A 26363-nucleotide genomic window follows, 5' to 3' on the forward strand; every position below is an offset into this window, starting at 1 on the left:
AGCTGTTTTTTTTATAAGAAACAATCTCTATAAAACAAGGTAAAATCGTTCACTTATTCCTTCTTAAAGGAAGGTGAGGTATAGAGTGGTGAGAGAAATTATGGATAAGCTGGCGCCTGTAATCAGCCAATATGATTTAACTGGCGAGTACGCGGAATCAATCAGTGACAAGCTGACTAAAATCTATGCAAGCTCAGGGGCATCATATGCTTTAAAAAGAGTGAAAGCAAACCGAAATGGGAATTTTATAGAAACCCTTCATACCGCTCATCAAAAAGGATTTTCCGGCTATGTGCCGATCTTCAAAAATAAACACCGGCAATTTTTCACCTCAGATGGCGAGAACTGGTATTACATCATGCCATGGCTTCACAATGAACCGGAAGAGGAGAGAGATGAGCGCCATAAAAACATGTTCAGGGAACTCGCTGTGCTCCATCAGAAAACAGCAGCTTCGGAAAAATTGAATCAGGATGCACTTAAAGGACATTATGAAACGTTATCCAAGCAATGGGATGACAACAAAACCATTTACGAAAAATATGTAGATGAATGCGAAAAAAGGTGGTACTTGTCCCCGTTTGAATTGCAGGCGGTTACGTATTACTTTGAAACAGCAAGAGCGACGGATTTCGCACGGAAGAAACTTGATGAATGGTATGAGATGATGAAGGAAAAGGAAGATACCCGCCAGGTTATTATTCATGGCAGAGCTTCCATTCATCACTACCTGTATGATGAACAGGGCACTGGATTTTTAACAAACTTTGAACAATCCAGATACTCATCTCCAATCGACGATCTGCTTCTCTTCTATCATCGTACGTTCCATACGTATCCATTTGCGGATGATGATTGTGTGGATTGGCTCTATACGCATCAGCAGCATTTTCCCTTCAGGGAAGAAGAAATGCTTTTATTCACTTGCTATCTGGCATACCCGGATTTCATTTACAGAAATTTAAAAAAGCATATGAACCATGGAACCCGGAGTGTCCCCCAGCTCAAACGAAATCAGGATCTCATCAAATCCTATTGGACGTTTAAAAATATCGAATATTTTGTTATGAAAGTAACGCAAATCGAAGAGAATAAGAAAATAGCAGCAGAGCAATCATCATAAGAAAAGCGCAAGCGCCCGTTTAGCGCAGGCATGACAGATAAGGATCTGACAGAAAAGGAGTTTTTTTTCAATACTTGCGGAGCCGTTCTGGCCGAGGAGCCTGAGCGATTCCGTTCGCCATCGGAGCGCAAAATTTTATCCTTTCTTATCCCATAAAAAAATCCCAATCATCTCTCTGATTGGGTTCTTTAAATCCACTCCATGTGAAGGGCTACACCAAGTAAGATCAGCAGGGATAATAGAACAAGGTCTACTAGAGAAGGAAAGATCAAAGTCCGTATCGTCTGGAAAATCGTGATCGGTACAATGAACTGGCCTGCAATCAATTTGAATTGCTTTACCCATGGTGACATATTGTAGTAATTAATTTTTCTGCGCATACAAATTCTCCTAACCTGTTGGCTCATGCTAACAAGATATGTGCATTTACCCAAATTTGTGCTGACTGTGAATAAAGGACAGAAAAATTGGAGAAGATGATTGACGTAAAATGATAAGATTGTATACAATAATACATACATGCTTTTATTGAATAAAAGAACATACATTGACAGGGAAGAGTAAAGCCGAAAGCTGTTTTTAGAGAGAGAAATCATTTGCTGAAAGATTTCTTAAACAAGCTCGCTTGAAGGTCGCCCTCGAGTAATTCTCTTGAACTTGAAGTAGAGAGAATCGGCATGAACGCCGTTATCCCATTTGAGAGCATAGGCTTATTTTCGCCTGTGAAAAAAGGTGGCACCGCGAAATCAACTCCTTTCGTCCTTTTATTGGATGAGAGGAGTTTTTTATTTTGTCCAGCTCCAGCGCCTAGATCCGTTCTGACCGAGGATCTGAACCAGGCGCTTACGCTTTTCTAGTTAATCACCGGTTTATTTTTAAGGAGGAAGAAAAAATGGAGAACAATGAACAAACACTCTCTACAAAATATGATCCGCAGGCAATCGAGCGTAACCGCTATGACTACTGGCTGAAGGGCAAGTACTTTGAAGCGACTAACGACCAGGAAAAACAGCCTTATACAATCGTTATTCCGCCGCCTAACGTTACTGGCAAGCTTCATCTTGGTCATGCATGGGACACAACGCTTCAAGACATTGTGACCCGCATGAAAAGAATGCAGGGCTATGACGTGCTGTGGCTTCCAGGCATGGACCATGCAGGAATTGCTACTCAGGCAAAAGTAGAAGGCAAGCTGCGCGAGGAAGGCAAATCCCGCTATGATCTTGGCCGGGAAAAGTTCGTTGAAGAAACATGGAAGTGGAAAGAGGAGTATGCTTCTCATATCCGCACGCAATGGTCCAAGCTTGGACTTGGACTTGATTACTCGAGAGAGCGTTTTACTTTAGACGAAGGTTTATCAAAAGCGGTAAATGAAGTATTTGTATCACTTTATAAAAAGGGACTAATATACCGCGGTGAATATATCATCAACTGGGATCCACAAACAAAAACTGCTTTATCGGACATTGAAGTTATTTATAAAGATGTTCAAGGCGCTTTTTACCATATGCGCTATCCTCTGTCTGACGGCTCAGGATTTATTGAAATCGCTACTACCCGTCCTGAAACGATGCTTGGTGATACAGCGGTTGCCGTTCATCCGGAAGATGACCGCTACAAGCATTTAATCGGAAAAACAGTTGTGCTTCCAATCGTTGGCCGCGAGATTCCGATTGTCGGCGACGACTACGTCGATATGGAATTTGGATCAGGAGCTGTAAAAATTACGCCTGCACATGATCCGAACGATTTTGAAATCGGAAACCGCCATGACTTAGAACGTGTTCTCGTTATGAATGAAGATGGAACAATGAATGCTAAAGCAGGCAAATACAATGGCCTTGACCGTTTTGACTGCCGCATGCAAATCGTGAAAGATCTTCAGGAAATGGACGTTTTATTCAAGATTGAAGAGCATCTTCATTCTGTAGGGCACAGTGAACGAAGCGGAGCTGTTGTTGAACCATACCTTTCAACACAGTGGTTTGTTAAAATGCAGCCGCTTGCTGATAAAGCGATTGATCTTCAAAGCAAAGAAGAAAAAGTAAACTTTGTTCCGAACCGATTTGAAAATACGTACATGCGCTGGATGGAAAACATCCGTGACTGGTGTATTTCAAGGCAGCTGTGGTGGGGACACAGAATACCGGCTTGGTATAACAAAGAAACAGGCGAGGTTCATGTTGATCACTCACCGCCTGCAGATATTGAAAATTGGGAACAGGATACGGATGTGCTCGACACTTGGTTCAGTTCTGCGCTATGGCCGTTCTCGACAATGGGCTGGCCTGACACAGAATCAATCGACTATCAGCGCTTCTATCCAACAGACGTGCTCGTAACGGGCTACGATATTATTTTCTTCTGGGTATCCCGCATGATTTTCCAAGGTCTTGAGTTTACAGGCCAGCGTCCATTTAAAGATGTGCTCATTCATGGACTTGTACGCGATGAACAAGGCCGCAAAATGAGTAAATCTCTTGGAAACGGCGTCGATCCAATGGATGTCATCGAAAAATACGGAGCAGATTCACTTCGTTACTTCCTGTCTACGGGAAGCTCTCCGGGCCAGGACTTGCGTTTCAGCTACGAAAAGGTAGAAGCGACTTGGAACTTTGCAAATAAGATCTGGAATGCTTCACGTTTTGCTTTAATGAACATGGACGGCCTGAAATATGAAGAAATTGATATCAGCGGAGAAAAGTCAGTGGCTGACAAATGGATTCTGACTCGATTGAACGAAACCATTGAGCATGTGACCAAACTTGCTGATAAATATGAATTCGGTGAAGTAGGCCGCCTTCTTTATAACTTCATCTGGGATGATTTCTGTGACTGGTATATCGAAATGGCGAAGCTTCCGCTTTATGGGGACAATGAAGAGGCGAAGAAAACAACTCGTTCCATTCTTGCTTATGTGCTTGATAACACGATGAGACTTCTTCATCCATTCATGCCATTCATTACCGAGGAAATATGGCAGAACCTTCCTCACGAAGGCGAATCAATTACAATCGCCAAATGGCCTGAAGTTGATGCATCATTAACGGATTTAGAAGCTGCTGCAGATATGAAGCTGCTTGTTGAAGTGATCCGTTCTGTAAGAAACGTGCGTGCAGAGGTTAATACACCTATGAGCAAGCAGATTCCGATGCTGATTAAAGCAAAAAATGCAGATGTTGCACAGCAGCTTGATCAAAACCGCGCTTATATTGAGCGTTTCTGCAACACAAGCAGTCTGACAATCAGCACGGATGCAGAGTCAGGTGAAAAAGCGATGACTTCTGTCGTAACGGGAGCTGAGCTTATTTTCCCTCTTGAAGGCTTAATTAACATTGATGAGGAAATCTCACGCCTTCAAAAAGAGCTGGATAAATTAAATAAAGAAGTCGAACGTGTTCAAAAGAAACTGAGCAACGAAGGCTTTGTGAAAAAAGCACCTGAAAAAGTAATTGAAGAAGAACGTGCGAAAGAAAGCGATTATGTGGAGAAAAGAGAAGCTGTTCTTTCAAGAATCAGCGAATTAAAAGGGTAAGCTTTTTAGAGAAGCTCGGGTTGTGATCGGCAGAATCACACCCGAGTTTTCATGTAAATAGAGAGAAAAGGGGCAGAGGCTCATGTTTCAAACCTATGAGGAAGCTGTAGATTGGATTCATTCCCGCTTAAGATTCGGGATCAAACCAGGATTGAAGCGGATGACCTGGATGATGGAAAAATTAAATAATCCCCATAAACACATTCGCGTCATTCACGTTGCAGGGACAAATGGCAAGGGGTCAACTATTGCCTATATGCGCAATGTTCTTCAAGAAGCAGGGTATACGACAGGTACGTTTACCTCTCCGTTTCTGGAAACATTCAACGAAAGAATCAGCATGAACGGCAAACCCATTTCTGATGAAGAAATGCTGTTTTTAGTAAATATGATCAGGCCTCTTGCAGATGAACTTGAAGAGACAGAGCTCGGCGGACCGACTGAATTTGAAGTGATCACAGCCATGGCTTTCTACTATTTTGGAAGACATGAAAAAACGGATATCCTGCTGCTTGAAACAGGTCTTGGCGGCACATATGATTCAACCAATATTGCAGAGCCGATTTTAACGATGATCACAAGCATCGGCTATGATCACATGAATATTCTTGGCAATACAATCGAAGAAATCGCTGGTGAAAAAGCGGGTATCATCAAGCAGGGTATTCCTATGCTGACGTCTGTTGCAGATGAACGTGCTTTGAACGTTATAAAGAAGAAGGCAAATGAGATGAACGCTTCTCTTTACTATGATTCTTTTCCAATATTGACTCACCAGCCTATCCCAAGAGGAGAAAGGTTTGAAATGAAGACGCCGTTCAGTCATTATCAAAATCTTGAGATAGCAATGCGCGGAGAGCATCAAGTTCAAAATGCCGCTCTTGCAGTGATGGCCCTTGATTATCTGCGGGCGAATGAATTATTTCATATCGATGAGCAGCATGTTATTAAAGGTCTTTTGCAGACAAGCTGGAGCGGCAGATTTGAGCAGTTATCCGAATATCCCGCCATTATTGTTGACGGTGCTCATAATAAAGAGGGAGTAGAAAGCCTGACAGCAGTGATGAAACGCCATTATCACGGCAAAAAGATTCATATTCTTTTTTCTGCTTTAAAAGATAAGGAATACACTGAGATGATTGATATTCTCTCATCGATTGCAGACAGCATGCATTTTACAACCTTTGATTTTCCAAGGGCTGCTTCGGCTGCAGAGCTTTTTGAAGCGTGCAGGCATCCGAAAAAAGATTTTGATGAAGACTGGAAATCTGCTTTTGATAAAATGATGACAGCGGGAGAATTAGGAGATATCTTCTTGGTTACAGGATCTTTGTACTTTATTTCCGAAGTCAGGCCTTATTGTCGAAATTTCTTACCGGAAAATTAGGCTGATAGTCCTAAAATAAATGACAGATATCTGAATTTTTGTTAAAATATAAAAATAGTAAAAGATAGACAGGGGGAACAGTACGTGGATAAACATCTTAAAGTTGTATTGTGGGTGTCCTGGGCCATTATGTTTCCATCAGCACTATGTGCAGCCTACTATTTTTGGCCGCCGATGATAGCAGGCAATGAGCTGGAAATTGCAACTTTCCTGATCTTGATGTGTATTGTTTCCATCTTTCCTATTATCGTAAACGAAACGCCTGTTTTTTTCGCCCAGGGTGTATCGATTTCTGTTTTCCTGCTCTTCGGTCCATTTGTTGAAATGATCCTGATGCAGGTTTCCCTGACGGTTCTTCTTATTAAGCTTCGCGTAGGATCTAAAGAAATCTACCGCTATCCCACAAATTCATTGATGTTCTTAATCGTTTCGATTGCAGGGGCGGCAGTCTATTATGCTATTGGCGGATCACACGGGCAAACTGAATTCACTCTGGAATTCTTATCGAAGATCATCATTTATGCTTTCACCATTTGCCTGACCAATCACTTTTTTCTCCAGCATGTGATCAGAGGCTTCTTTTATAAAAATAAAGAAAAATTCTTTTCGAAAGATTTCTTATGGGAGATCTTCACCACTCTCATGTTCCTGCCAGTTGGAATCATGCTGTATCTTTTATATAAAGACTTAGGTCTAGAAGCATTGTTCTATGTAGGAATTCCCTTTGTCGGAATATCCTTTATTCTGCTCCTGCTGTCAAACAGCCAGCGTTTGAATACATACCTTCAGCAATCGAGCGAAATTGGCCATCAGCTTACGGAAAGGCTGGAAGTGAAAGAAGTACTGGACGTCTATATTGATAAACTGACATCCATGATCAAAGCAGACTATGCTTATATAATTGATGTCATCAATGAATATGAGCTTAAAGTCATCCGGAAGCTTGAAAATGGACAGATTTTATCCAATACAAAAGAAACGCTTTCCGTTCATCAGGGGATCGGCGGGCTGGTTTATGCCAAAAAGAAAAGCGTTCTTTACAAAAGACGTGAACATTGGGCAAAGCTTGAGAAAACCCTGCTGCCTGATACAATTGAAAGTATGATTGCGGTACCGATTGTCAGAAACCAAAAAGTCGTTGGCATCGTGGTTCTTGCCTCTGACAAAAAACGCTCCTATGATCAGTCACAGCTGATGATCGTTGATTTATTGACAGCCTATCTCGGCGTTGCAATTGATAATGCGAGAAGCTATGAGGAAACGAAAAACCAAAGTGAACGCTGTGCGCTTACAGGTCTCTATAACTATCGCTACATGGAGAAGCTGCTTGAATCGGAGTATATGAAACTAGAAGGCGGTAAACTAAATCATTTATCCCTTATCTTGCTCGATATTGATCACTTCAAAAAAGTGAACGATACATACGGGCACCAGGGGGGGAACGAAATCCTGATCGCACTCGCAGACAGGCTTGTAAAATTTATTGGAGACCGCGGCACAGTTGCGCGGTATGGGGGAGAAGAATTCGTTGTTCTCCTGCCGAACGTGGACAAGATGGCATGCTTTGCCATCGCTGAAGGGATCCGCAAAACAATCGCCAACAGGCCATTCTTGATTGACCAGGACATTCAAACCATAGGCAGGCGCCAATCCGTTCCGATCACTGCCAGCATAGGATACGCAACTGCTCCTTATGATGCAGAAGGACCGCTCGACCTTATCAGACATGCTGACCGTGCCATGTATATCGGAGCCAAACAGGCAGGACGGAACCGTGTGGCGGAGTATGTGAAATAGAAAACCAGCATCCTTGCGGGTGCTGGTTTTTTGGTGTTATTCGATTTTTTGGTCGATTTCCGTAATCTGCAGTTTATCTACTGTCGGCAGGCCGACTGGGGGATTTTGAATTAACTCTGGCTTGAATTCTATTTGCAGACGGGACGGCAGGTTTGCATTGGTTTGGTTTTTTTCGATATACAAACCTCCTATAGAGTTAAAATTACTTTTATTTAGATTAGGGTTATAAGAAGAATATCCTGATGTAGGATAAGTCTCACCTTTAGTAGCATTTAAAGTAATATTTTTACCGTAGATGCCTCCATTTATCTTAATATTAGACCCGACTCCATAAATTTCAAGATCTTGATCTGAATAAAGGAAAGCATCAATTTCTCTTGCCGTCTTTTGAAAAACATTATTATTAGCTACTCTTAAACTGCCTTTGCTTAATATAACAGCAGTTCCTCCGCTCTTGTTTGACAAGTCCTCGATTGTGCTGTCGCCGGATACATAAATGGTTCCATTCATATTTAAATTCTTTTTGATGCTGACATTTCCTGAGTTGTAAATATGAGAGTTAACCGTTAAATCAGATATAGACGTATTGCCTTCAATATAAATAAAATTGTCATTATTAGTGATATCAATAATCCCTGATAAAGCATTCGTTTGTTTTTTACTGCTCTTTATGTATACATTTCCAGCTACTTTCAAACTGCCTTTGGAGGTTAAATTGATTCCTTCTTCTAGGGTAAGATCTCCTTTAACTGTTAAGTCGCTTTCAACTACCAGATAATTTTTATAGACAGCACTATTATTTATGACCTTTGAAGATTTGATAGATGAATCATGATAGTCGGATGAATGATTCTTTTTAGTATCTAATTCCTGTTTTTTGTCACTTATAATCTTTTGTATATTAAATTGTTCAAATTGAACGGATCGGTCTTTTACAGCTGGTGTGTTAGGTAAATAAGCTTTTAACGTGCTCATATCATTAACCGGGTGCCAGTTAGGTTCCTTGCCTTCAAAGACTTTTAAGCCCAAAGAAGTTGCTTTTTTAACCATAATATTGCCGTCAATTATAGGATAATCAGTTAAAGGGGTGTAAAAGTCGTTATTCACCATAAACTTCGCATATTTGCTTAAGTAGATGCCATTATCAGCGAAAATGTCTCCTTTAATAGAAGCAGCGCCATTAAATATCAGTTTTCCCTCTGTTACGGTGCTGAACCTAAAGATATCTGCAGCCGATGTAATAGTGACCGTTTTAGTTAAATATCTCGACGAATCGTCTATTTCGACTTTTATAGTAACCATTTCAGAAAAGCGGTTATCGCCAGAAGTATTGGTTCTTATATTTTTTGGAACGAATTTAATGCCTTCATTAGGTAAATCTAAAGATTTAATGTTGGTTTCCAATTCTGATGTTAAGACTTGTCCGCTGATTTGCTTTAAATTCACCTCATTATTAAACTGGTTGATCTTATTTTCTAAACGAATCATTGATTCATCCATCTTCATTTCCGCTACAGCAAGATTCTCTGTATAACTTTCTGAGTAAGCGGTGAATTTCTGTGAGCTGAGCGTCATTCCAAGTAATGAGATTCCAAAGATCGTCACGATCGAGAAAATAAGGACAACATTCAATAAAGCATATCCGTTTTGATTTTTTAGGTTCATACCGTTTCCTCCATCAGGACAAGTTAAATATTTTAATGATTTTGTAAGGTTCAGCGTTAGAATTTTTCGTGTTTAGGATGATTGTACATACTAATTGATTGCCGTTTATAAGAAATTTCGTATCTTTTAAGATGTGGCGGTCATCGCTGATCTGCTTGCCTCTGATGAATAGAGCATTCTCTTTAACTTCTATAGAGAACGTGTTTCTGCTTTCGGTAAATTCTTTTTTATTCCCATCATAAATCTTTTCGATTTCTAAGAGATTTACAGCCTTTACCTCAGTATCAAGCTGACTGTCAGTTGCAAATTCATCTGCGTTTTCCATTGCTTTATTTAGAGCATCCAAAATAAGAACAGATTCATTCCTTAATTCATTTTTTGTTATCGTGAGATACCCTGCTTTAAACATCCCGGTCTGAAAGGAAGCACCTAAAATAATAATCATTGAAGACAATGCCAGCACAGCCAGCAATTCAAGTAAGGAGATTCCTTGTTGATTTTTTAACAGTTTCATCATTTTCGAATGTACCCCTCAATCTCTGAAGTACCAGAAGTTTTTCCTGTATGGGCTGACACAGTAACTTGAATCCGGATTAATTGATCGGTCTGGATCCTATTTGGATCTGGAGGAAGATAGGAAACGGCAGCTTCATAATCAGCAGCGTTAAACATCGATTCAGGTAATCCTAGCTTTTCTGTTATTTCTTTTCCTGATAATTTTTCGGATGGATATCCCACTTTTTTCTCAGCTTCTCCAAATCCCTCAGCCTGATATTTCTCCAGAAGACTTTTACTAAGCTGAACCGCAGACAATTTTTTGTCGAATGTATTTGAGTAAGAAGCACTATTTACAAAGAACCCGCTTAAAACTGAAAACATGATGGCAAGTATCACAATAGATGCCAAAACTTCAATTAAAGTGAATCCTCTCTGGCTGATAAACCGCTGTTTCATTACATTCACCTGCTTATTTGCAAAATTTATTGGCAATTCTTCCATTTCTTTCTTTTCTTCTCTTAAAAGCTATTATACAATAAAACTAGTCGATTTTTGTCTAGTATTTGGAAATTATTAATTCTTATTTCATGGGTTTATTTAACTAGTAAAGGGTGTTGGGGTTTGAGTACTGAACAAATGATTTTAGCTATAGTAGGAGTCCTGATTATTTTACCTTTCCTTGCAAGGCAGCAGATCCCAGTAAAACGGCCGAAGATATGGATCGTTGCTCCGCTGTCTTTCTTGCTTGCAATAACAGGTGTTGCAGCTAGTTATTTTTTCTCACTATTCAGCGGATTGCTGATTCTGGTTATTTTGACAGGGGCAGCTGGCTTCTTGTTTGTAAATTCTCTCAGAATGCAGGAGGCAGTACCTGCTGCTGTTGAGTCTTTCGAACTGGCTGCTAGGCCAGAAAATACAGCTTTGCGTGCAGATTTACCCCGGACTGTGTCAAACCTTTTAGAAGATGACTATATTCCTGAACTGGCCTATGTTTCTTCCGGGGAGGAAGATAGTGAAAGAGACTTTGAATCACTTCTAAACAAAACGAAACTAGTTAAAGGAAGGTCATAAAAATGGAGAAGGCTGTGAAATTAAAAATCTTTGTGTTATTAGCAGGATGTGTGTTCTTCATTTTTGGTTTTTCTATCTTTGGTGCAAAGGCTTACGGAGCACTATTTTCCGATAAAACGGTTCCGGAAGGTGTGATCGTAAGCGGTGTTGATCTTTCAGGTTTAACAGAAGAAAAAGCCGCTGCCAGGCTGGATGATGCTATTAAGTCGTGGAGAGAAAAGAGCTTTTATTTCCTTCAGGCGGATAAAGAGCTCACTCTAGATTTAACACTTATGGAATTTGATGTGAAAAGAACAGCAAAACAAGCACTTGAAAATAAGACTGAAGCCATTGCGGTTAATATGAATGAAGCAGCCTTTACAGCGTTTCTTCAAACGGAATTGCCTGCAGAAATCTTACATGCAGTTGATCGGAAAGCTTTATCAGCTGAGATTGAAGCTGCCTCATCAGAGCTGATAGAGGGGATTATTTCAATTAATCTTGATGAATATTACTTGAAAGAAAAAGTCCCCAAAACCATTATTGCAAGTACATCCCTGCAAAACGAGTCATTCATTTTGGAAAATCCGCTGACATTGACAATTGAACCTAAACAAACTTTTTCATTGGCATCATATATAGAAACAGAGAAAATGCAGGACTTTGATGATGCCACTTTAAAGTGGATTGCAACGGGGATTTATCAAACGATACTTTCCGCAAATTTTGAAATAGTTGAAAGACATATTAGTCAAGTGCTGCCTGCCTATGCTGAGCTGGGAAAAGAAGCGAGTTTCACAATGGGGAAGCAGGATTTTATTTTTTACAACCCAAACGATACTATTTTTGAAGTAAAGCTCACACAAGATGCCAGTTCCCTGCTCATTTCACTGGAAGGACTGGAATTTGAAAAAAGCTACAGCTTAACGATGGAAAATGAAAAAAACTATAAACCTAAAAAAATCATCCAGTTTGATTCTGCCCTGGCAGAAAATACAACAAGGGTAGAAGAAGAGGGGATAGAAGGGAAGTCTATTTCCGTCTACCGCAATGAGCTCGATCAAGAAGGGAACATCGTTTCGACTGAGTTTATTTCAGATGATTATTATGCTCCTGTGCACCGGATTGAAAAGACAGCATTAAAAGCGGCTTCAGAAGAAAGCTCTGCGGCTTCTGTGGAAGGTGAAACTCCTCCATCAAATCAAGCTGACAGTGTAAATTCTAATCCAAATCAAAATTCGAATTCAGATCAAGCTAAGAATCCGTCAGAAGCCTCAAATGGTGCTTTGAGTCCAGACCAGACTGTAAATTCTTCTTCCGCTGCTCCTGTTTCTGCTGAAGATCATGAGTTATGGGAAGAACCGGCATTTGAAAAGGGGGAGAGATAAGTCATGAAGCAAATGAGAAAAAGACTTGGTGACCTCCTTGTTGAAACGGGTCTTATTTCAGAAGAACAGCTGCAGCTGACGCTGAAAGAAAAAAGCGAGAAGCAAAAACTCGGTGATGCCCTGCTGCAGCGCGGTTATATAACCGAACAGCAGCTGATTGAAGTTCTTGAATTTCAGCTTGGCATTCCGCATGTAAGTCTGTTCCGTTACCCTTTTGACACTAAACTGTTTACCCTGATCCCAAAAGAAACGGCCAAGCGCAATTATATGATTCCTTTAAAAAAAGAGGGAGACAAGCTTTTTGTAGCGATGGCGGATCCAATGGATTTTTACGCGATTGAAGATTTGAGGCTTTCAACAGGTTTTCAAGTTGAGCCGGCCATTGCGACGAAAGATGATATTTTACGGACCATTACAAAATATTTTGATATGGAAGAAGATATCGATCAGCTGATTGGAGCGCCTGAAGAAGAGGTGCAGGATGAAAGGCTGGCTGATGCGGATTCTCCCATTGTAAGGCTAGTCAACCAATTGCTGCAGAATGCGGTGCAGCAGCGGGCAAGTGATATTCATATTGATCCTCAAGAAACAAAGATTTCTATACGATATCGAATTGATGGAGTTCTTAAGACAGAAAGAACGCTGCCAAAACATATGCAAAGTGTTCTGACAGCGAGAATCAAAATTATGTCCAATCTTGACATAACAGAGCAGCGGATACCGCAGGATGGACGGATTAAGCTGAATCTCGATTTTCATCCGATTGATTTGCGGGTAGCTACATTGCCGACTGTATTTGGGGAGAAAATCGTTTTAAGGGTGCTTGATTTAAGCAGCGCCCTTAATGATATGAACCAGCTTGGTTTCCATAAGACGAATCTTCAGCGTTTTACAAATTTGATTGAACGCCCATCCGGGATTGTGCTGATCACAGGACCGACAGGTTCTGGAAAGTCCTCTACTTTATATGCGGCACTTAATAAACTGAATTCAGAGGATGTCAATGTCATTACCATTGAAGATCCTGTTGAGTATCAGCTTGAAGGCATCAATCAGATCCAGGTCAACACAACTGTTGGCATGACGTTTGCAAAAGGTCTTCGTTCCATTCTAAGACAGGATCCAAACATTATCATGGTCGGGGAAATCAGGGATAAGGAAACAGCAGAAGTTGCAATCCGGGCTTCGCTTACAGGACATCTTGTATTAAGTACGCTGCATACGAATGATTCAGTCGGAACGATTACCCGTTTAATTGATATGGGAGTAGAACCTTTTCTTGTAGCCACATCATTATCGGGAGTTGTTGCTCAGCGTCTTGTCAGAAAAGTTTGCCGTGACTGCGCTGAAAGTGTTCCGCCTTCGGTAAGAGAAACGGAGATCTTTGCTAAAAGGGGCATGACTGTAGACAGAATAGTCAGAGGCAGAGGGTGCGGTACGTGCAACATGACCGGATATAAAGGGCGTCTTGCCATACATGAGCTTTTAGTGATGACCGATGAGATGAAAAAAGTCATTATGAACGGGGAATCGTTCTCGAAGCTTCGTGATCTGGCGGTTAAAAATAAAACGCTGTTTTTAATTGATGACGGTCTTCTTAAAGTAAAGCAAGGGCTGACAACAACAGAAGAAATTCTGCGAGTTGCTCTATCGGAGTGATAAAGAAATGAAATCAAAATTAGAAGGAATTATGCGTGCGGCCTTTGAATTGAAGGCCTCTGACATTCATCTTACCGTCGGAATCTCACCAATGCTGAGAATTAATGGAGAATTGAAAAAATACAGCAATATCATTCTTCAGCCTGCTGACACAGAGGAAATGGCGAGATCGATTCTGCCGCAGGCGATGTGGGACAAGTTTAAGGAAAAAGGCGAGCTTGATTTTTCCTATGGCATTCCCGGGGTCTCAAGGTTCAGGGTGAATACATATAAGCAGCGCTCATGTGTTGCGCTTGCAATCAGGATTATTCCTACATCAATCCCTACACTTAAGGACCTCAAACTGCCAGAGATTTTAAGTACGATCTCCCGCAAACCTCAGGGGTTAATATTGGTTACGGGTCCTACCGGCAGCGGGAAATCTACAACTCTTGCAGCGATGATCGATTATATGAACCAATCGAGCAGAAAACATATTATTACGCTGGAAGACCCGATTGAATATTTGCATAAACATGGATCATGCATCATTGATCAGAGAGAAGTCGGCTTTGATACTTTGAATTTTGCAAATGGATTAAGAGCGGCGCTGCGCCAGGATCCAGATGTGATTTTAGTAGGGGAAATGAGAGATTTAGAAACGGTGCATACTGCCATTACCGCAGCTGAAACAGGACATCTCGTTTTAGGGACTCTGCACACATCAAGTGCTCCTTCAACGATTGACAGGATCATTGATGTATTTCCTCCAAATCAGCAAGGGCAGGTAAGAATTCAGCTTGCCTCGGTTCTCGTTTCGATTGTCTCGCAGAGGCTGTTTCAGACGATTGATTTTAAAGGAAGAAGAGCAGCAACAGAGGTATTGGTCAACAACCCGGCGATTGCCAATTTAATACGCAATGAAAAAATCCACCAGATTCATAACATCCTTCAGACTAGCCGCGATCAAGGAATGATGACGCTTGAGGCGAGCATAAGAGAACTTGTGCAATCAGGAGTGATTCTGCGTGAAATGGCAGATCCTTTTTTACAGGAGACGATGAATTAATGGCTAGATTTAAATACGAGGGACGGGGCAAAGCGGGCCAGTCAAGCGGAGTGATTGTCGGTACATCAAGGCGCGAAGCCATTCTGAAGCTTCAGGAAAAAGGCGTGCGGATCACGAAAATAGAAGAATTGCAGGAAACGCTGCTCACGAAAGAAATCAGCATTGGAAACCATGTGAAACTTCAGGATTTTGTCATCTACTTGAGGCAATTTTCAACGCTGTTAAAAGCAGGAATATCTGTCGTAGAAGCGACAAATATTCTGGCAAGACAAACCGACAGCAAGGCTTTAAGCAAAGCGCTATTTGACGTAGAAGAGGACCTTCGTTCAGGAAATCCTCTCTCGGCAGCAGCCGGCAAAAATAAAAAGATTTTCACCTCCATGTTTACGAACATGGTTAAAGCTGGGGAAGCGGCAGGGAACATGGACGAAACCCTGGACAGGCTGGCCGTTCATTACGAAAAGCAGTATAAAACCAGACAGAAAATCATTTCAGCTTTAGCTTATCCTGCAGTTGTCGGCATTGTTGCTATTGCTGTAGTCATCTTTTTATTGGTAGCTGTTGTGCCGACATTTGTAGATATGTTCAGCGATTTTGGAGCAGAACTGCCTCTGATTACCCAATTTGTGCTTGGAGCAAGCGAGTGGATGCAATCGTTCTGGTGGGCGGTCATTTTAGGGATTCTACTATTCTCAATCGGTCTTGTATTCATGAAGAGTCAGCCTTCAACAAAGTATTATTTGGATATTGTCTTCTTAAAAACTCCTATTTTCGGAAGAATGCTGCAAAAAGCAGCTCTTGCAAGAATGACAAGAACGTTAAGTTCACTGTTTTCAAGCTCCGTTCCAATATTACAGGCTATTTCAATAGTTGAGAATATCGTTGAAAACGAAGTGATCAGCAGAGTGCTGAAGGAGTCAAGAAATGCCCTGGAAAGAGGAAACTCTTTGACAGAGCCAATGAAGGATCATTGGGTATTTCCGCCGCTGGTCACCCAGATGATTGCAATTGGTGAAGAGACGGGATCACTGGATGAAATGCTCTCAAAAGTAGCGGATTTTTATGAGGAAGAAGTAGAACAGGCGACAGATCGGCTCAAATCATTAATCGAACCGTTAATGATTGTTTTCCTTGCAGGAATTGTCGGTGTAGTAGTGACTTCTATCCTAGTACCTATGTTTGATATTTTTAACAAAATAAATTAAAATTTGACAAAAAATTAACAGCATCATCCATTTTATATGCTATAATAACCATAGTCTACATACAAAGGACTATATTACCAATTTACTAGTTAAGGGGAGAAAGACATGCTTAAGAAGATGTTAAAGAACGAACGAGGATTAACGCTTATTGAGTTACTTGCTGTTGTTGTTATTTTGGGGATTATTGCTGCGATTGCTGTACCGGCTATTGGTGGACTTATTGATAACAGTAAAAAGGATGCTCATGTAGCTAATGCTCAAACAATGGTTAATTCTGCTAAACTAGCTGCAACAACTGATCCTACTCTTCAAAGTGGTACTAAAGTGTTAACTTTAGGTTATTTAGAAAATGGTAAGTTTGTTGATGATTTTAGTGATCCAGATAAAACAAGTGGTGAATACGCTAAGGGAGGCACAACTATTTTAACTGCAGAACCAACTACTCCGGCTTCATATGTAGTATTAGTTAATGGAAAGCCTTCTAAAGTAAAATTAGTTAATGATATACGAGGAGTTAAGGCTGCTAATGGTGCAGCAATATCAACTTCTGACATAACTAGAAATAATGTAAATTAATAATTCGTATGGAAATTATCATTTTACTGGCATTGTTATGTTACGGCCTCCTACTAGGATCCTTCTTCAACGTAGCAGGCCTCCGCATACCAAATAAAGAATCCATAGTGGCGCCCCGGTCTGCATGTCCGGGGTGTCATCATACGTTAACGGCAGGAGAGCTTATTCCTGTTGTTTCTTACTTGCTTCAGGGCGGGAAGTGCAGAAAGTGCAGGGCGAGGATTTCTCCGCTTTACCCGTTTGTTGAGATGATGACGGCAATTCTTTTTACGATATCACCGCTATTGGTGGGATGGTCAAAAGAATTGGTTATTGCGCTTACTCTCATCTCGTTATTTATGATTATCTTTGTCTCGGATATTAAATATATGATTATTCCTGATAAAGTGCTGCTCTTTTTTGCCGGTTTATTTTTAATAGAAAGAATGTTTATTCCGCTCTCTCCCTGGTGGGACTCGCTGATTGGGGCTGCGGCCGGTTTCTTTTTGCTCCTCTCGATTGCTTTCTTGAGCAAAGGCCGCGGCATGGGCGGCGGAGATATAAAATTGTTTGCTGTGCTTGGTCTCGCTCTTGGCTGGAAACTGGTTCTGCTGTCTTTCTTTTTATCCTGCCTGTTTGGTTCCGTGATCGGTCTTGCTGCTATTTTAGCGGGCAAAGTGAAACGCAGGCAGCCGATGCCGTTTGGGCCGTCTATTATGGCTGGGACATTGCTTGCTTATTTTTGCGGCGAAGAACTTTTATTGTGGTATTTTAGATTGATTGGTTTATAGGGCAGGGGGAGATACAAGTGAATTTTTCTGGATTTGCACTTAAAAAGAAAATAGGGAATTTGACTATTAAAGATGAAGTGATCCGATACATAGAATTGAAACAGTCAAAGCCGGTGGTCGTCCAGACATGTGTTGAGCGGTTTCTCCCGGAAGGTTTGATTCGGGGAGGCGTCATTCAGGATTTTGATACTTTGTCGATGATCCTGGATGAGTGTGTACAGGATTGGGGCATCAAGGGCAGAAAAGTCCGGTTTACGGTTCCGGATGCTTTTATCGTTATCCGCAAGGTTGCGGTTCCAGGTGATCTTAAAGATGATGAAATTAGAGGGCATCTTTATTTTGAAATTGGTTCATCTATTCATCTCCCTTTCGATGAGGCAGTCTTTGACTATATTGTTTTGTCTAGAAGCGACAAGCATCTTCAATTGCTGCTTTTTGCTTCAAGTGAAGAGCTTGTGCGATCTTATTCAGATTTGCTTGATGGGGCAAAACTAAAGCCTCTCGCTGCAGATATTTCTCCGCTCTGCCATTACCGTCTTTACTCTCAGCTGGCTGAAGCTGAGAAGGCAGATTCATCAGCCATGCTCATTCAATTTGATTTGTCAGCCGTAAATTTAAGTATTTTTCAGAAGCAGCAGCCCGTCTTTATGCGCAATATAGAGATGGAGAAAAAGCACATGATTCTGGATCAAGGTGATATCCCCTTTCAAGAAAATAAAGAACGGCTCTTTCGGCAATCAGGAGAAAAGTACATAAAGATGTCTGTATCCCATGAGGAATTTATGCTGCAGGTTGATGAAATTCTGAAAGAAATGGATCACGTTCTGAATTTTTATCGTTTCTCCTTAAATCAGGGCAATGATGAAGTTTCATCGTTTATCTTAACAGGCGACCATCCCATGCTTGCTGATGTTCATAAGAGGCTCAGCACCCGGTATGATTTGAAAATTTCTACAATGAAACATGTGCAGGCAGAGCTTGCAGACAAGTCTCCGCTTCCTGCTTCGTTTTATTTAACGGCAGGTCTTGCATTAAAAGAGGTGCACTAGATGCTGGCTGATATTAATTTACTTCCCAAAAAAGACCCGAGAAACGTAGCTAATTTATCTTTATATTTCATTATTGCACTCATAACGCTTACAATGGCTGTCATCTTTTTCATACATAGCTATTCAGCGAATCAAAATCTCAGTGCCATTCAAAAAGAAATTACACAGCTTGAGGCGGAAATTGCAGCCTTGACTGCAAATGACTCCGGCACAGCGGGCAGCTCTCAATCGTCAATAGCCGCTTTGCAGGCAGCTGTAGATTATTCATCAGGTGTTTCTCTTGATACAGTGCCACTCTTAAGAGAGCTATCTAAACAGCTTCCTGAGAGAGGGTTTTTCAAAGCTTATTCTTATAATGATGCTGGAGAACTGACACTTACCGTTCAATTTGACACCAATCGTGAAGCAGCCTACTATTTAGCGAGATTAAAGGACTCTATTTTTTTCGCTGAAGCAGAATTAACTAGTTTGTCTGCAGCAGCAGAAGAAGCCGATCCAGAGAAATCTCTTTCAGAAAGCGATTCAGCGGGTGTAGAGGCTCTTCCAAGATCTGAAGCTCAATATTTGCTGAAAGTAAATCCAGACTATGTGAATCAATCCAGTGAGGATGAAACCAATGACAATCCATCTTCATAAAAAACATCTCATTTTGCTGTTGGCAGCCGCTTTGGTGCTCGGATCTCTCTATGCCGGTGCCTATTATCTATTCATCAAACCGGTGAATTCTGAGATTGATAGTTTATCAAGTATGAAAACGATGCAAGAAGAGCAGTTAAAGCAGAAATTTAGCAGCGGCACTTCGACACAAACTAAGCCAGTTGTAAATTCTGTAGAATTACAGCGAAAGGTCCCGGTTTCCCCGATGGTTGAGCAGCTCGTCCTCGACCTGGAAAAAGCAGAAACTGTGTCAAATAGCAGGATTCAGAATGTGACATTTGCAGAAAGTGAAGACGCTCTGCTGCCGCCAGCTGCTTCGGTTGAATCTGAAGGAGATCAACCTTCTGAAAATCAGGCAGCGGCACCTGAAGAGGACGGAACAGAGGAAACAGCTGATTCTGCAGAGAAACAGGACACTTCTCCGGCTGTAACTGCAGAAACGCCTGCGCCGCTGCCGGATGCACCTGAGGGACTAAAAAGAGTGATTCTTTCGCTTGAAGTGACATCGAGTCATTACTTCGATATGGAAACATTTATCGAAACCCTTGAACAGCAGCCGCGGGTCACCAAAGTGGATATCTTAACGTTTGAAGGGCTTCCTGAGCTTACTTCACTTGATCAGGAGGCAGAGCCGCTCACATATACGCTGCAGGTTTCAGCTTTTTATGCGGATGGTTTGCAGGATCTCAGCGCGGAAACACCTAAGGTTGCTGCTCCTCAGCCAAGCAATAAATTTAATCCGCTTTCTCCGTCTCTTGAAACGGAGGATGGCGAATAGGGTATTTATTTGACGAAAACCTTTCTGAACAAGACGACAAATGTCTTGTTCTTTTTTTATTTTCGTATGCTAGCATGGAATTCAGATACGAGAATCGTTTCAGATAGGCGGTGTTGAAGTGGACAAGCAGCGGGCAAATGCAATGAAGATCAAGATCAATGGGGAAGAACGCAAACTGAAGAGTGTGAAACAGCCGAAAAAGAAACCGGACGAAATCGAACAGAATGTGGTCTCTCTGGATATTCCTGTTCTGAGCTGGGATGAGAAAGTGATGGCTGAAAAAGAAATTGCCGCTTCTGGAGCAGAAAAAGAGGATGAATTTTCTTGGGTATTGCCTGAGGACGACGGTGAAGTGTTTCAGGATGATCCGAAAGTAGTTGCTTCTAAAAAATCATCTTCAAAGGGTAAAGTCTCGCCCTACTTCGGCATGGGCAGAAAGAATGCGCTTAGCACCTATCCATTTAAACAATATGCGGTTACCATCATTCTCGCGATTGTGCTTGGTGTGAGCTTTGGATTCGTTGCACTGAACTTTATTTCAAATGAGGATTTGCCGGCAGCCCTGCAGCAGGCTGGCGCTGAGACAGAGCAAGCGGCCTCTCAAGCGGATTCTAAGGGCGGCGCGGCAGGTTCAGGGGAAGCTTCAGCTGACATTCAGCTATTTTTCGCTCAAATAGGAAAATTTTCATCAGAGGCCGGGGCAGAAACTACAGCTTCTGAGATTAAAAGCAAAGGTTTTCCTGCTATAGCCGTTGAAGAAGAGGGCTCATACTTTGTGTATGGCGGTGTCGGAAATGCCAAACAGGAAACAGATGGTTTGAGCAATGTGTACAAAACCAGCGCCATCGAACCATGGAGCGGGAAAAGTGCTGTTTTTTCAATCAGGACAAATGAAGACGCAACTGCCATTATTAATCATTTTAAATCGTTAGTGACTTTATCTTCATCCGCTGCTGCAGGTCAGTCAGATGGCGTTGAGGCGGAATCTGATGCGATCTTGACTGAATTGAACAAACTCAAACCGAAAGATGAAAATCTTGCAGCTGTCAAAGAAGGTTTGACGGATGTTTCCATGCTTCTAAAAGAAGATGTAAACGAAAAAACAGGATGGGCTGCCCAGCAAAAACTTATGGATCTCTTGCTGACATTAAAATGAAGATTGTCCTTAAATATGAGGACGATCTTTTTTTATTGTTTAGCTAAATTATATAATGTAAAAGGTTGTGGATAAGTAAATAATGTTATCTACGTCCAGCTCCAGCGCCTAGATCCTCGGTCAGAACGAATCCGCCAAAAAAGTCAAACCCGGACTTTTCTGGCGGATTCTTATCTGCCTGTCGGATCTGACCAAGGCGCTTGCGCTTTTGTTCTGCAAAATCGGATTTTTCGTATTTGTGTATCCCTTCAGTGTTTGCTACGATACGAATGTATCTCCCTTGTAAACCGAATGAAAGGATGTTAAAGGATGGAGCAGCACCTTATTTTGGCATCAGGTTCTCCTCGCAGAAAAGAACTGCTAGAGAATGTTCGTGTGCCTTTTACAATTGTAATCAGTGATGTAGAAGAAGTTGTGGATCAAAAGCTTCCGCCTTCTGAGATTGTGATGTCGCTTGCAGAGCAAAAAGCTGCAGCCGTTGCAGACCGTTTTAATGAATCGTTTGTTCTTGGAGCAGATACCGTTGTTGTTTATAATGGAGAAATTTTGGGCAAGCCGGCCAATACAGAAGACGCAAAGCGGATGCTTACTAAATTATCAGGCAATACCCACCAGGTTTTAACGGGGGTTGCCATTCTATTCCAGCAAGAGAAAATCTTGTTTTATGAACAGACAGATGTCACCTTCTGGACAATTTCAGAAGAAGAAATTGAAGATTACATCGAGACAGAGGAGCCGATGGATAAAGCAGGATCCTATGGAATTCAAGAGCTCGGTTCCCTATTTGTAAAAGAAATAAAGGGCGACTACTTTTCGGTTGTGGGATTGCCGGTCGCACGCACGGTCAGAGAGCTGAAGAAAGCAGGGTTTTCGCTTAAATAAAGATTAAGCAGAGAGGGAAATAGGAGGAGACGACGATTGGAAGTTTTAAAAATCCATGATTTCCCTGAAGAAGACAGGCCCCGTGAAAGATTGATCCACGACGGTCCTGAAAGTCTTGCAAATCACGAGCTGCTTGCTATTTTGCTTAGAACAGGTTCAAAAAAGGAATCTGTTCTGCAGCTTTCAAACCGGCTCCTTACTCACTTTGAGGGTTTAAGGTTCCTTAAAGAAGCATCGGTTGGGGAACTGACAAGCATCTCTGGAATAGGGGAAGCGAAGGCTGTGCAGATCCTCGCAGCTCTTGAATTGGGCAGAAGAATTAACCGCCTCACATACGAAGACAGATATGTCATCAAATCCCCTCAAGACGGTGCCAATTATGTAATGGAAGAAATGCGGTTTTTATCACAGGAGCATTTCGTTTGCCTCTATTTAAATACGAAAAACCAGGTGCTTCACAAACAAACGGTTTTTATCGGCAGCCTGAATGCCTCGATTGTCCATCCCCGCGAAGTGTATAAAGAAGCTCTGAAACGGTCGGCAGCTTCAATTATCTGCATCCATAATCACCCCTCGGGAGACCCTACTCCAAGCCGCGAAGACATCGAAGTCACAAAAAGGTTAACAGAGTGTGGTAAAATGTTAGGGATAGAGCTTTTGGACCATCTTATTATCGGTGAGCAAAAATATGTGAGTTTAAAAGAAAAAGGATATTTGTAACACTTTTATTTTTGCGTAATTACGCTATAATAATGTTTATGAGTTTTTTTAGTTCTCATATGACATTTGAAAATAAATAGTAGAAAGTAATTCGGTTTTTAGAAAGGGAGATACATCTGATGTTTGGAATTGGGACAAGAGACCTTGGTATAGATTTGGGTACAGCAAATACCCTTGTTTTCGTTAAAGGAAAAGGAATTGTGGTTCGTGAGCCTTCTGTTGTAGCGATGCAGACAGACACTAAGTCTATCGTTGCAGTAGGAAACGACGCAAAAAATATGATTGGACGCACACCTGGAAATGTTGTGGCGCTCCGCCCGATGAAAGACGGCGTAATTGCCGATTATGAAACAACTGCATCAATGATGAAGTATTACATAAAACAAGCAACAAAAGGTAAAGGTGTTTTCGCAAGCAAGCCTTATGTTATGGTCTGTGTTCCTTCCGGCATTACAGCAGTAGAAGAGCGTGCAGTTATTGACGCGACAAGACAAGCAGGCGCACGTGATGCTTATACGATTGAAGAGCCGTTTGCAGCTGCAATCGGTGCGAATCTTCCTGTCTGGGAACCGACTGGAAGCATGGTAGTTGATATTGGCGGAGGCACGACAGAAGTGGCGATTATTTCTCTTGGAGGAATTGTTACGTCTCAATCTATCCGCGTTGCCGGTGACGAAATGGACGATGCCATCGTCAATTATATCCGCAAAACATATAACTTAATGATTGGCGACCGTACTTCAGAATCTATTAAAATGGAAATTGGTTCTGCAGGGTCTGCTGAAGGTGTCGATAATATGGACATTCGCGGCCGTGATTTACTGACAGGTCTTCCAAAAACGATTGAAATTACCGCTAAAGAAATTGCAGAAGCTTTGCGTGATACGGTCAATTCAATTGTTGATTCTGTTAAAAATACACTTGAAAAAACACCGCCTGAGCTTGCGGCGGATATTATGGACCGCGGCATAGTTCTTACTGGAGGCGGAGCTTTGCTTCGCAACATTGATAAAGTGATCAGCGAAGAAACAAACATGCCTGTTTTAATTGCAGAAAACCCGCTTGATTGTGTTGCAATCGGTACAGGGAAAGCTCTTGAGCATATTCATTTGTTCAAAACAAAAGCAAGAGACAGCCGCTAATTGTGAAATAAACATTAAGAGGGTGTAAAGTCACATGCCACAGTTTTTCTTGAATAAACGTCTTATCTTGTTGCTGGTTAGTATCATCTTTTTAGTGGCATTGATTGGGTATTCTTTAAAAGAAGACAGACAGCTAACATGGCCAGAACAATTTGTTAAAGATTCAACAGGATTATTCCAAACTGTATTTCATAAGCCCGCACAATATGTAGCGGGCTTCTTTGAGAATGTCGGCGATTTGAAAAATACATATGAAGAAAATAAATTGCTTAAAAGCAAAATTGACGAGCATATGAAAATAGAGACCGAGCTTCAAGAGCTGAAGCGGGACAATGTAAAGCTCCGGGCTGAACTCGGCGCAGAAGAATCGCTTAGAAAATATAATCCGATCGTTGCCACTCTAATTGCAAGAAATCCTGATCCTGGCCGCTGGTTTGACCTAATTACGATTGATAAGGGATCACAGCACGGCATCCAAAAGGACATGGCCGTCATTACGGATAAAGGATTAATCGGAAAAATAAAAAATACGTCAAAATTCAATTCAACCGTTCAGCTATTAAGCTCGCCGGACCGAAAAAACCGGATTGCAGCTGAAATACAGGGCAAAGAAGGGCAGCCAAATATTTTCGGATTGATCGAAGGATATGATGAGAAGAAAAAAGCGCTGCTCCTAAAAAAAATTGAATCTGATGTTAAAATCGAAAAAGGGCAGAAGGTGGTCACCTCCGGGAGCAGCGGAATCTTTCCCGAAGGCCTTGTCATTGGTGAAGTCATGGAAGTAGAGCCTGATTCATACGGCCTCTCGCAAATGGCCTACATTAAACCTGAAGCTGATCTTTATGATATTGACCGTGTTTTTGTTACAGAGCGAGTGAAAGAAACGATTGATATCGATAATATGGATCCAGAGGAGGAGGAAGAATAATGAACCGCATTCTCCTTCCTCTTTTGATCTTATTTATTTTTATTTCCGAAAGCACGTTTGTTGACCTGATTGAGCTTCCATTTACGAATGAGGATCAGGTCATCATTCCGCGCTTTGTTATGCTGTCAATCGTTTTTATCACGGCTTATCACAGTCAAAAATTAGGACTGATTTACGGCCTGGTTTTTGGACTGCTGCATGACATTGTATATACAGAAATACTTGGCATATACTTATTTGCCTATCCGTTATTCGCATATTTAATTTCAAAAGCTTTAAAAGCACTGCAGGGAAATATGCTCGTTGTGCTTTTCTTGTCTTTGCTTGCTGTTACACTTTTGGAATTCTACTCGTATGGCATTCAAATGCTGATCGGCTACTCCAATTTGTCATTCTATGATTTTACTAATCTGAGGCTTTTGCCTACAGTGGCTGCAAATTCTGTCGGGGCTGTTGTCCTGATTTATCCGATGAGCCGCTTTATATCGAGAATCAAAAGTGATTATCTGGATGACTAGCGATTACTGATGAATCACATTCTGGAAAACGGCTATCGCTGCGACAGACATGTTGGATCATCAGCCGAATAATCAAAATTCTCTTATAAAAAAAGAGGAAGATTGCATCTATCTGTCGAAATAGTATAGTCGTTGAGGTGAACGTCATGAAGGCTCAGAAACAGCAATTTGTCACAATAAAAGGTACAAAAGATGGATTAACGCTGCATCTCGATGATTCATGTTCTTTTGAAGAACTGCTGAATGAACTTGAGCAAATGTTATCCTTAAAGCAATACATTCATGAAGATGGGCCATATATCACCGTTAACGTTAAAGCGGGTAACCGTCTGCTTCATAAAAAACAGCAGGATCAAATTGAAGCTGTTATACAAAAAAAACGGAATCTGGTTGTTGAAGCGTTTGAAAGCAATGTTGTGACAAAAGATCATGCCCTGCAAATGAAAAAAGAAGCAGAAGTGGTCTCGGTTGCTAAAATGATTCGATCCGGACAGGTTCTTAAAGTTGAAGGCGATTTGCTCCTGATCGGAGATGTTAATCCGGGCGGCACTGTAATAGCACGAGGAAACATTTTCATCATGGGAACGCTTAGAGGCATTGCGCATGCTGGATATAACGGGAACAAATCGGCCGTCATCGCCGCATCGGTGATGAAACCGTCGCAAATCAGAATTTGCGGCATCGTAAACCGTGCCCCTGATTATATTCAGACAGAAAAGCACGAGATGGAATGTGCTTACATAGATGAAAGTGAAACTATCATCATTGATCGACTGCAGCAGTTGACTCATTTACGACCTAACTTGACAAGGTTTGAAGGGGGAATTTGACC

At 41.5% G+C, this 26363-nt stretch carries 25 protein-coding genes and 1 other annotated feature; of the genes, 21 read left to right on the top strand and 4 right to left on the bottom strand.

Features of this window, described 5'->3' with window-relative positions; all coding sequences use genetic code 11:
• Positions 1 to 85: 85 nt before the first annotated feature.
• Complete coding sequence (ysxE, locus tag E2R53_RS00670; protein ID WP_133309964.1) at positions 86 to 1123, top strand: spore coat protein YsxE; 1038 nt, start codon at positions 86 to 88, stop codon at positions 1121 to 1123.
• A 188-nt stretch (positions 1124 to 1311) separates the two neighbouring features.
• Here the strand turns inward: ysxE and E2R53_RS00675 are convergent, their stop codons facing one another.
• Positions 1312 to 1503, bottom strand: coding sequence for a hypothetical protein (locus E2R53_RS00675; RefSeq protein ID WP_133309965.1), 192 nt, complete (start codon positions 1501 to 1503; stop codon positions 1312 to 1314).
• Between the two features lie 158 nt (positions 1504 to 1661).
• Positions 1662 to 1890 (top strand) — a binding site (T-box leader).
• Between the two features lie 125 nt (positions 1891 to 2015).
• Here E2R53_RS00675 and E2R53_RS00680 point away from each other — a divergent pair.
• From E2R53_RS00680 to E2R53_RS00690, 3 genes are all read left to right on the top strand, one after another.
• Positions 2016 to 4658 carry a valine--tRNA ligase gene (locus tag E2R53_RS00680; protein ID WP_133309966.1) on the top strand — a complete coding sequence of 881 codons (2643 nt, stop codon included), beginning with the start codon at positions 2016 to 2018 and terminating at the stop codon, positions 4656 to 4658.
• A gap of 82 nt (positions 4659 to 4740) precedes the next feature.
• Complete coding sequence (locus E2R53_RS00685) at positions 4741 to 6045, top strand: bifunctional folylpolyglutamate synthase/dihydrofolate synthase (RefSeq protein WP_133309967.1); 1305 nt, start codon at positions 4741 to 4743, stop codon at positions 6043 to 6045.
• Positions 6046 to 6129: 84 nt separating this feature from the next.
• A complete protein-coding gene (locus tag E2R53_RS00690; protein ID WP_286166030.1) occupies positions 6130 to 7842 on the top strand; it encodes a sensor domain-containing diguanylate cyclase in 1713 nt (570 codons plus the stop codon).
• Positions 7843 to 7878: 36 nt separating this feature from the next.
• Here E2R53_RS00690 and E2R53_RS00695 read toward each other — a convergent pair whose 3' ends face one another.
• From E2R53_RS00695 to E2R53_RS00705, 3 genes are read right to left on the bottom strand one after another with little or no spacing between them, the layout of a single operon-like run.
• Positions 7879 to 9507, bottom strand: a complete 1629-nt coding sequence (locus E2R53_RS00695; RefSeq protein WP_133309968.1) for a hypothetical protein — start codon at positions 9505 to 9507, stop codon at positions 7879 to 7881.
• Positions 9508 to 9520: 13 nt separating this feature from the next.
• A complete protein-coding gene (locus tag E2R53_RS00700) occupies positions 9521 to 10024 on the bottom strand; it encodes a prepilin-type N-terminal cleavage/methylation domain-containing protein (RefSeq protein WP_133309969.1) in 504 nt (167 codons plus the stop codon).
• On the bottom strand, positions 10021 to 10461 hold the full coding sequence (locus E2R53_RS00705; RefSeq protein WP_165970841.1) for a type IV pilus modification PilV family protein: 441 nt from the start codon (positions 10459 to 10461) through the stop codon (positions 10021 to 10023). Before E2R53_RS00705 ends, E2R53_RS00700 begins: the two co-directional genes overlap by 4 nt.
• Before the next feature lie 165 nt (positions 10462 to 10626).
• On the opposite strand from E2R53_RS00705, the gene E2R53_RS00710 reads away from it, so the two are divergent.
• The 17 genes from E2R53_RS00710 to minC all read left to right on the top strand — a co-directional run bounded on the left by E2R53_RS00710 (position 10627) and on the right by minC (position 26361).
• The gene (locus tag E2R53_RS00710; RefSeq protein WP_133309971.1) at positions 10627 to 11076 is read left to right on the top strand and encodes a hypothetical protein; all 450 of its coding nucleotides are present in this window, start codon (positions 10627 to 10629) and stop codon (positions 11074 to 11076) included.
• Positions 11077 to 11078: 2 nt separating this feature from the next.
• The gene (locus E2R53_RS00715; protein WP_133309972.1) at positions 11079 to 12443 is read left to right on the top strand and encodes a VanW family protein; all 1365 of its coding nucleotides are present in this window, start codon (positions 11079 to 11081) and stop codon (positions 12441 to 12443) included.
• A 3-nt stretch (positions 12444 to 12446) separates the two neighbouring features.
• The gene (locus E2R53_RS00720; protein ID WP_133309973.1) at positions 12447 to 14102 is read left to right on the top strand and encodes a GspE/PulE family protein; all 1656 of its coding nucleotides are present in this window, start codon (positions 12447 to 12449) and stop codon (positions 14100 to 14102) included.
• A 7-nt stretch (positions 14103 to 14109) separates the two neighbouring features.
• A complete protein-coding gene (locus E2R53_RS00725) occupies positions 14110 to 15150 on the top strand; it encodes a type IV pilus twitching motility protein PilT (protein WP_133309974.1) in 1041 nt (346 codons plus the stop codon).
• Positions 15150 to 16355: a type II secretion system F family protein gene (locus tag E2R53_RS00730; protein ID WP_133309975.1), complete on the top strand. Its 1206-nt coding sequence runs from the start codon at positions 15150 to 15152 to the stop codon at positions 16353 to 16355. Before E2R53_RS00725 ends, E2R53_RS00730 begins: the two co-directional genes overlap by 1 nt.
• A 105-nt stretch (positions 16356 to 16460) precedes the next feature.
• The gene (locus tag E2R53_RS00735) at positions 16461 to 16931 is read left to right on the top strand and encodes a type II secretion system protein (protein ID WP_133309976.1); all 471 of its coding nucleotides are present in this window, start codon (positions 16461 to 16463) and stop codon (positions 16929 to 16931) included.
• A gap of 8 nt (positions 16932 to 16939) precedes the next feature.
• A complete protein-coding gene (locus E2R53_RS00740) occupies positions 16940 to 17701 on the top strand; it encodes a prepilin peptidase (protein WP_165970842.1) in 762 nt (253 codons plus the stop codon).
• 17 nt (positions 17702 to 17718) lie between these two features.
• Positions 17719 to 18750, top strand: coding sequence for a type IV pilus biogenesis protein PilM (pilM, locus tag E2R53_RS00745; protein ID WP_165970843.1), 1032 nt, complete (start codon positions 17719 to 17721; stop codon positions 18748 to 18750).
• Positions 18751 to 19386 (top strand): PilN domain-containing protein, encoded by a 636-nt coding sequence (locus E2R53_RS00750; protein ID WP_133309978.1) that lies wholly within the window; start codon positions 18751 to 18753, stop codon positions 19384 to 19386. It abuts the gene before it with no gap.
• Positions 19367 to 20185: a hypothetical protein gene (locus E2R53_RS00755; protein ID WP_133309979.1), complete on the top strand. Its 819-nt coding sequence runs from the start codon at positions 19367 to 19369 to the stop codon at positions 20183 to 20185. The genes E2R53_RS00750 and E2R53_RS00755 overlap by 20 nt, the downstream gene beginning before the upstream one ends.
• Before the next feature lie 118 nt (positions 20186 to 20303).
• On the top strand, positions 20304 to 21341 hold the full coding sequence (locus tag E2R53_RS00760; RefSeq protein WP_133309980.1) for a hypothetical protein: 1038 nt from the start codon (positions 20304 to 20306) through the stop codon (positions 21339 to 21341).
• A 309-nt stretch (positions 21342 to 21650) separates the two neighbouring features.
• Entirely contained in the window at positions 21651 to 22223 is a 573-nt protein-coding gene (locus E2R53_RS00765; protein WP_133309981.1) for a Maf family protein, read from the top strand.
• A 36-nt stretch (positions 22224 to 22259) separates the two neighbouring features.
• The gene (gene radC / locus E2R53_RS00770) at positions 22260 to 22943 is read left to right on the top strand and encodes a RadC family protein (protein ID WP_070879453.1); all 684 of its coding nucleotides are present in this window, start codon (positions 22260 to 22262) and stop codon (positions 22941 to 22943) included.
• A gap of 119 nt (positions 22944 to 23062) precedes the next feature.
• Positions 23063 to 24085: a rod shape-determining protein gene (locus E2R53_RS00775; protein WP_070879454.1), complete on the top strand. Its 1023-nt coding sequence runs from the start codon at positions 23063 to 23065 to the stop codon at positions 24083 to 24085.
• A 34-nt stretch (positions 24086 to 24119) separates the two neighbouring features.
• Positions 24120 to 25013, top strand: coding sequence for a rod shape-determining protein MreC (gene mreC, locus E2R53_RS00780; RefSeq protein ID WP_133309982.1), 894 nt, complete (start codon positions 24120 to 24122; stop codon positions 25011 to 25013).
• Positions 25013 to 25531, top strand: a complete 519-nt coding sequence (mreD, locus tag E2R53_RS00785; RefSeq protein WP_133309983.1) for a rod shape-determining protein MreD — start codon at positions 25013 to 25015, stop codon at positions 25529 to 25531. Before mreC ends, mreD begins: the two co-directional genes overlap by 1 nt.
• Before the next feature lie 146 nt (positions 25532 to 25677).
• Positions 25678 to 26361, top strand: a complete 684-nt coding sequence (minC, locus tag E2R53_RS00790) for a septum site-determining protein MinC (RefSeq protein WP_133309984.1) — start codon at positions 25678 to 25680, stop codon at positions 26359 to 26361.
• Positions 26362 to 26363 lie beyond the last annotated feature (2 nt).

The sequence above is a fragment of the Peribacillus frigoritolerans genome, from assembly GCF_004358755.1.
In the GTDB taxonomy this organism is placed as follows: Bacteria; Bacillota; Bacilli; order Bacillales; family Bacillaceae; genus Bacillus_P.